Consider the following 7,089-nt stretch of genomic DNA (forward strand, 5'->3'; position numbering starts at 1 on the left):
CCCTTGGCGGGGCCTGTTTGCGGGGCACAGTAACGCGCGTAGAAAGGGAGGGGAACGGGGTTTCGCACTGCCGTTACCTATTCGTGCCGAGGGCCGGTTACGTCCGGGTGAACGGGTCCGCCGTAACCGGCCGATAGCGGTGGTTACCGGTAGGTGCCGTCGAGCAGCGCCGCCGCGGTGAACATCTCGACGCCCACCGTGATCGCCGACTCGTCCGCGTCGAAGTCGCCCTGGTGCAGATCGCGGACGGTGCGCTCGCCGGGCGTACGGACACCGAGGCGGGCCATGGCGCCGGGCACGTGCTCCAGGTACCAGGAGAAGTCCTCGCCGCCCAGGCTCTGTTCGGTGTCCTCGACGGAGTGCGTGCCGCGCCGCAGCTCCATGGAGTCCCTCAACAGGTCAGTTACCTCGGGGTCATTCACGACGGGCGGGACCCCGCGGATGTAGTTCACCACGGTCTTGGCACGGTACAGATCGGCGATCTCCTGGATGGCGCCGTGCACCAGGTCAGGGGCCTGCCGCCAGGCGGTGAGGTCCAGGCAGCGGACGGTGCCGGAGAGTTCGGCGTGCTGCGGGATGACGTTGCAGGCGTGCCCGGACTCGATGCGGCCCCAGGTCACCGCGAGCCCCGAGCGGGCGTCGATACGCCGGGCGACCAAAGCGGGAACCTCGGTGACGACCTTGGCGGCGGCGGTCACCAGGTCGGTCGTCAGATGCGGCCGGGCGGTATGCCCGCCGGCCCCGTCGAGCGAGACCTCGAGGCGGTCACAGGCGGAGGTGATGGGCCCGTGCCGCAACCCGATCTTCCCGGCGTCGACACGGGGATCACAGTGCACGCCGACGATACGCCCGACTCCCTCAAGGACCCCGGACTCAATGGCGTCGGGAGCACCGCCGGGCAGAACCTCCTCCGCGGGCTGGAAGATCAGCCGTACGGGCTGGGGCAGTTTCCCCTGCTTCGCGAGGTCGGCGAGGACGAGCCCGGCCCCGAGCACGACGGTGGTGTGCACGTCGTGGCCGCAGGCGTGGGCGCGGTCGGGCACGGTGGAGTGGTACGGGACGCCGAGCTTGGTGTCCGGGATGGGCAGGGCGTCGATGTCGGCGCGCAGGGCGAGCATGGGGCGTACGCCGTCCCACTGCTCGGTGCCGATGTCACAGACGAGGCCCGTGCCGATGTCGAGCACGCGCGGTTCGAGGCCGGCGCATTCGAGCCGGGCCTTGAGGGCCGCGGTGGTACGGAACTCCTGGTTACCGAGCTCGGGATGCATGTGCAAGTCGCGGCGGAAGGCGATGAGTTCGCTGCGCAGGGCGGCCGGGAGTGTGCCGGGGAGTGCGGCTTCTCCGGGTGCGCCCCCCGGGGCTTCGCCGGGCAGATCGACCTCGGAACCTCGCTCGGAATCGCGCTCGGGCCCTCGCCCTGACTCTCGCTCGGAATCTCGTGACATCAGTTGGTTCACCCTCTGAAGGGTAGGGCGAGCCAGGGACCAACTGACCCACGATCAACAAAAGTTCAGCCCGATAGGGTAAGAAAAAGTGGCCGCGTGGCGCATGGGCGCTACTTGAGGTGGGTAAACTCTCCGCCTTTTTAGGGGATAAGGCACTGGTCATATGCGTACGCCACCTCCCTGACGACACCCCTGTGCGCAGCTGGGGCGGGGCCACTCCACAGGTACCACGGAGGCGAAGGTCCATGCACACCGACCGGCCCGCGGGGGTGTCGGACACCTCAGCGGACCGGCGGCGATCAAGGCTGGAGTCACGCCGTAGTTGCGAGGCCCTGCGAGGGGGAAGCCACTGCCGCCAGGCGGTGTACGTCGCGGGCCGTGCCCGTGACGCCGGAGAGGAAGCCCTCTGCTCGCGGCGAGGCGTTCTCCGTCAGCCATGCCGGGTCGATGTCGCAGACCGCTACCCGGACCTCCGTGCCCGCCAGGGCCAGGGGCAGGGTGTGGACCACGGTGGAGGGGAAGCTCAGGATCGTGCTGCCGATCGGGCCCCGACGGGCGATCAGTTCCAGGGGGAGGTCGGGGCGGACCACCTGGAGGCCCGTTTCCACCGCCAGGCGGTGGAGTTTCTCGGCGCTCTCGCGGCGGTGGGCGAAGTAGCGCGTGGCGCCGTGTGCGCGGGACAGCGAGCGGACCGCCTCCACATAGCGGTCGGGGTCCACCACCCCCGTCTCCACGAGGGACGTGCCCACCAGGTCCGCGCCCTTGGAGACGCGGGGAGGGCCGAAGCGGTCCCGCGTCCACGCGAAGGAGTTCGCGGTCACCCGCACACCCTCCGGCGCCGAGTCGATCGGCATCGAGGAGAAGATCTCCACCGTGCGCTTGCCGCCCGGCGTCAGGCGGCGGCGGGCCGAGGACGAGATCGGGGCGAAGGCCAGGTCACGGACGCCGGGGCGCCCCCCGCGCCGGTGCCAGCGCACCAGCCGCTCCCCCGCCGCCAGCTGCGCCACGAACTCCATCGTGGCCGTTCCGTCGTCCACGACCACCAGCGAGCGAGCCCGCGTGATCGTCAGGAGCAGCTGTACGTAGCGCGAGAACGGGTCGCCGATGACGATCCGGTCCGCCGCGCGCAGCGCGCCCGTCAGGCCGCCGATCGTCTGGAAGGGAGCAGCCGCGCCGCCGCGCGCCTCCTCCCAGCGGACGTTCAGGCCCTCGTCGCGGGCCAGCTGGGCCATGCGGCGCAACTGGCCACGGGTCATGGGGTCGTTCGGGGAGAGGACGACGACGGTGAGACCCCCGGCCGGGCCGGTGGCCCCCGCCGAATGCGCCCACTCAAGGACGTTGAGGAGCTGCACAGGGCTCTCTACGAACGCCAGCGTGGTGGGCGGCGCCTCAGCGGTGGGGGCCGTCGGCCCGGCGGGTCGGGGGCTCATCGTCGTATGACCGTGTCCTGTCCTGGTAAGGGGGCCCGGTGGGAGGCCCCGTCAAGAGCGTCCGCGCGCTCAGACCGCGACCGGCTCGCGCTCGGCCGCGTCGGCCTCGGCGACGACGCCCGCGACGCGGCGCAGCTTCTTCATCGGGCCGAGCTCCGACTCGTAGACCTTCTTGACGCCGTCACCGAGGGACGCCTCGATGGTGCGGATGTCACGGACGAGGCGGGTGAGGCCCTGCGGCTCGACGGAGGCGGCCTGGTCCGAGCCCCACATGGCGCGGTCGAGGGTGATGTGACGCTCGACGAAGGTGGCGCCAAGGGCCACGGCCGCCAGAGTCGTCTGAAGGCCCGTCTCGTGGCCGGAGTAGCCGATCGGGACGTTGGGGTACTCCTGCTGGAGGGTGTTGATCACGCGGAGGTTGAGCTCCTCGGCCTGCGCCGGGTACGTCGACGTGGCGTGGCACATCAGGATGTTGTCCGAGCCGAGGACCTCGACCGCGTGGCGGATCTGCTTCGGGGTCGACATGCCGGTGGAGAGGATGACCGTGCGGCCGGTGGCGCGCAGGGCGCGAAGCAGCTCGTCGTCCGTGAGCGAGGCGGAGGCGACCTTGTGGGCCGGGAGGTCGAACTTCTCCAGGAAGGCGACGGCCTCGGTGTCCCACGGGGAGGCGAACCAGTCGATGCCGCGCTTCTTGCAGTGCTCGGTGATGGCCTGGTACTCGGACTCGCCGAACTCCACGCGGTGGCGGTAGTCGATGTACGTCATCCGGCCCCAGGGGGTGTCGCGCTCGATGTCCCACTGGTCGCGCGGGGTGCAGATCTCCGGGGTGCGCTTCTGGAACTTCACCGCGTCGCAGCCGGCGTCGGCGGCCACGTCGATCAGCGCGAGGGCGTTGTCGAGCTCGCCGTTGTGGTTGATGCCGATCTCACCCGTGATGTAGACGGGCTGGCCGGGACCCGCGGTCTTCGAACCGAAGGTGCGCAGACGGGAGTTGGAGGCCGTGGGGGTCGTGGAGCTCATGGCAGAACTTTCCTTACTTGTTGAGGGAGGGGCCGAGGATCCATGCGGCGATCTCTCGGATCGCGCCGTCACCACCGGGGAGTGCGGTGACCGCGCGTGCGGCGCCGCGTACGACGTCGTGGGCGCTCGCGACCGCCACGGGCCAGCCGACGAGGCTGAAGCACGGCAGGTCGTTGACGTCGTTTCCGACGTAGAGCACGCGCTCGGGAGCGATGCCCTGCTCCTCGCACCACTGCTTGAGTGCGAGGTCCTTGCGGTCGATGCCGTGCAGGACGGGAAGCTTCAGCTTCCTGGCCCGCGCGGCGACGACCGGGTTCTTCTCCGTGGACAGGATCAGCAGCGGGATGCCCTCGTCACGCAGGGCCGCGATGCCGAGGCCGTCCCCGCGGTGCACGGAGACGAACTCCCGTCCTTCGGAGTCGATCAGCACCCTGTCGTCGGTCTGGGTGCCGTCGAAGTCGAGTACGACCGCGTCGATGTCGTCGCGGGTCGGAAGGGCGTCGGCCCGGTCGGAGTCGAAGAGCGGCGCGAGCGCCCTGGCGCGGGCCAGGTCGTGCGGGTCGTCGATCTCCAGGACACGCGCCGGGTCCGTACGGACCAGTTCGGTACGCCCGAAGAAGCGGTGCTTGTGCTCGCGGAAGCCGGCCACGTCCATGGCGTAGACCGCGCCGGTCTCCAGGAGGTCCTGGGGGCGGTCCTGGCGGCGCGGGCGGAAGGACTTGTCGTGGTTGACGCCGTAACCGCCGTCCGTGGCCGTCGCGTTGGCGACCTTCGTGGTGCCGCCGAGCTGGCCGGTGCGGCGTGCGTCGAGGGCGGCGGGCTCGTCGTCGGCGTCGCGCCAGACGAAGCCGTGGAAGGGGGCCACGGTCAGTGCGGTGTCCGCGCCGCCGTCGATGATCGAGCCGACCACGCCGTCGATGTCCTCGCGGACGATGAAGGGGCTGGTGCACTGTACGAGCAGGACGACGTCGACCGGCGTGCCGTGCAGCGCCTCGTGCTCGTTCATCGCGTGCAGGACGGCGGCCTCGCTGGTCGCGGTGTCCCCCGCGATCGCGGCGGGGCGGAGCACCACTTCGGCGCCCGCCGAGCGCGCGGCCTCGGCGATCACGTGGTCGTCCGTGGAGACGACGACGTCCGTGACGAGCCGCGCGGCCAGGCACTCGCGGATGGCGCGCGCCACCAGGGGCACACCGCCGACCGGGGCGAGGTTCTTGGCGGGCACGCCCTTGGAGCCGCCGCGGGCCGGGATGACGGCGAGGACGCGGTGGGCGGGCGCGCTTCCCGGGGCGGGACGGGACATGGGGGCTCCTTGAGAGGGGTGGGGGATCACGGCTCGACCGCGGTTCACAGCTCGCCCATCCGCCGGATGACGGGGGCCACGCGCTGCACCCCGTGCCGGTAGGCGCCGCGCGCCGCGCTGCGGACGGCCTGGCGCACGGGTCCCGGCTCGCGGTCCGCGGCGGGGACACCGGGCAGCGGGGCACCGTCCGGGCCGAGGTGGTGGCGGGCCAGGATGCCGGGGAGGTATCCGGGGGCGGTGGTGAGGCTGTAGTACGGGGTGATCGCGGGCAGCGAGGTCCTGGCGAGCAGCGACGTCACGCGTTCACGTGCCGCGTCGAAGGCCTTCTCGTACGTCCCGTCGGGCGCGACGCCCTGCCGCGCGACCCACTCGGGAGCGGCCTCGGGGCTGTACCCCGCGTCGATCTCGTCCCAGGACGCCAGGCATCCGGAGCCGATGAAGTGGTGGTTGCCGAGCGCCTCGCGCACCCCGAGGTCGGTGAGGACCGCGGTGGGGATGCGGCGGTGCAGGGATTCGAGCGCGGCGGTGGAGCTGACCGTGACGAGCAGGTCGGTGCGGTCGAGGACCTCGCCCATGTTCCCGTACACGAGACGGCAGTTGGGCGGCAGGTCCTCGCCCTTGGCGAGCTTCTGGTAGGGCAGTTCCTCGATGTGCGTGGTGTGTTCGCCGGGCTTGCTGCGCAGCTTGATCAGGACCTCGCGGTCCGGGTGCATGCGTGCGTGCTCGGCCATGCGGCGCAGCAGGTACGTGCGGTGTGCGCGGCTGTCGGGCACGGAGGGCTGCGCCGCGAAGACGACCGTGTACGGGTCGCGCTTCTGGCCCTTTCCGGGATAGGCCGCGCCGCCCAGGAACGGCAGCGCGCTCTCCACGACGCCCGACGCGTCGGCGCCGACCCCCTCGTACACGGCGCGGAAACGCTCCGCGTCCTGGCGGGAGTTGGCGAGGACGACGTCCGCGCCGTGCCGCAGCAGCAGGCCGTCGGCGAGCTTCTCGTAGACGACGCCGACATAGCCGGTGACGACGACGGGCCGGCGCCCGCCGGTTGCCGCAGCGTCCTGCGCGATACGGGCGAGCCCGTGCAGGACCGCCTGGACCGCGCCGCCCACCAGGGCGAGCACGATCACGTCGGGCGCTTCGCGCTCGACCTCGCGCAGGAACTCGATCGCGGTGACCTCACGCAGGGAGTCCGCGCGCACCCCGACCTCTTCGAGCTGGCGGACGGTGGGCGTGGCCCGGCCGCGAAGGAGGCGTCCGTCGAGGCGTGTGTCCGCGCCCTCGGCGGTGAGGCGGCTCGCGGTGAGCGCGCCCCATTTCCACCGGGTGTCGGAGTCGGCGAGCACGGTGATCCGTGTCGTCCCGCTGTTGCTTGCTGGCACAGCCAAGACGCTAGGAAGGCATTTCGATTGGCGGCCCAACTCAGGTGCAACAAACGGTTAACAGAATGCCGACGAATGGCGAATCAGGCCGGGAAACCGCCGGTGGGCAGGCGGGTTAACCATTCCGCCATGCGTCGTTCACCTGGCATCTCACCTTCGGCCAAGACGAATGCCGGGCCGACACCTAACGTCACCCACGTGGTTAAGCTCTCCGTCATCGTGCCGTTCTACAACGTGCAGCAATACGCGCCCGACACCTTGAAGAGTCTGCGAGCGAACGCACGCGACGACTTCGAATTCATTCTCGTCGACGACTGTTCGAAGGATGAGACTCCAGAGATCCTGGAGCGTGCCGCGCGCGAGCTGCCCGGCGCCGTCCATCTCAGACATGAGACGAACGGCGGTCTCGCGACCGCCCGCAACACGGGCCTTGACGCGGCGCGCGGCGAGTACCTCACCTTCCTGGACGGTGACGACTGGCTCGCGCCCGGTTATTACGCACAACTCGTGTCCTCCAT

6 protein-coding genes are annotated in these 7,089 nt (G+C 70.7%); 1 reads left to right on the forward strand and 5 read right to left on the reverse strand.

The features are described 5' to 3' along the window. Positions 1-143: 143 nt before the first annotated feature. From ACQKIP_RS34830 to ACQKIP_RS34850, 5 genes are all read right to left on the reverse strand, one after another. On the reverse strand, positions 144-1,445 hold the full coding sequence (locus ACQKIP_RS34830; protein ID WP_365865953.1) for a M20 family metallopeptidase: 1,302 nt from the start codon (positions 1,443-1,445) through the stop codon (positions 144-146). A 311-nt stretch (positions 1,446-1,756) separates the two neighbouring features. Further along, positions 1,757-2,875, reverse strand: coding sequence for a hypothetical protein (locus ACQKIP_RS34835; RefSeq protein WP_365865952.1), 1,119 nt, complete (start codon positions 2,873-2,875; stop codon positions 1,757-1,759). A gap of 69 nt (positions 2,876-2,944) precedes the next feature. Continuing rightward, positions 2,945-3,895, reverse strand: a complete 951-nt coding sequence (locus ACQKIP_RS34840; RefSeq protein ID WP_365865950.1) for an N-acetylneuraminate synthase family protein — start codon at positions 3,893-3,895, stop codon at positions 2,945-2,947. A gap of 13 nt (positions 3,896-3,908) precedes the next feature. Then, positions 3,909-5,195, reverse strand: coding sequence for an N-acylneuraminate cytidylyltransferase (locus ACQKIP_RS34845; protein WP_365865949.1), 1,287 nt, complete (start codon positions 5,193-5,195; stop codon positions 3,909-3,911). A 44-nt stretch (positions 5,196-5,239) separates the two neighbouring features. Then, the gene (locus ACQKIP_RS34850; protein WP_365865946.1) at positions 5,240-6,571 is read right to left on the reverse strand and encodes a DUF6716 putative glycosyltransferase; all 1,332 of its coding nucleotides are present in this window, start codon (positions 6,569-6,571) and stop codon (positions 5,240-5,242) included. 198 nt (positions 6,572-6,769) lie between these two features. On the opposite strand from ACQKIP_RS34850, the gene ACQKIP_RS34855 reads away from it, so the two are divergent. After that, positions 6,770-7,089, forward strand: a 320-nt coding sequence (locus ACQKIP_RS34855; protein ID WP_427745056.1) for a glycosyltransferase family 2 protein, incomplete at its 3' end; no start/stop codon positions are given.

This window comes from Streptomyces sp. NPDC059900 (assembly GCF_050270335.1).
GTDB lineage: Bacteria > Actinomycetota > Actinomycetes > Streptomycetales > Streptomycetaceae > Streptomyces.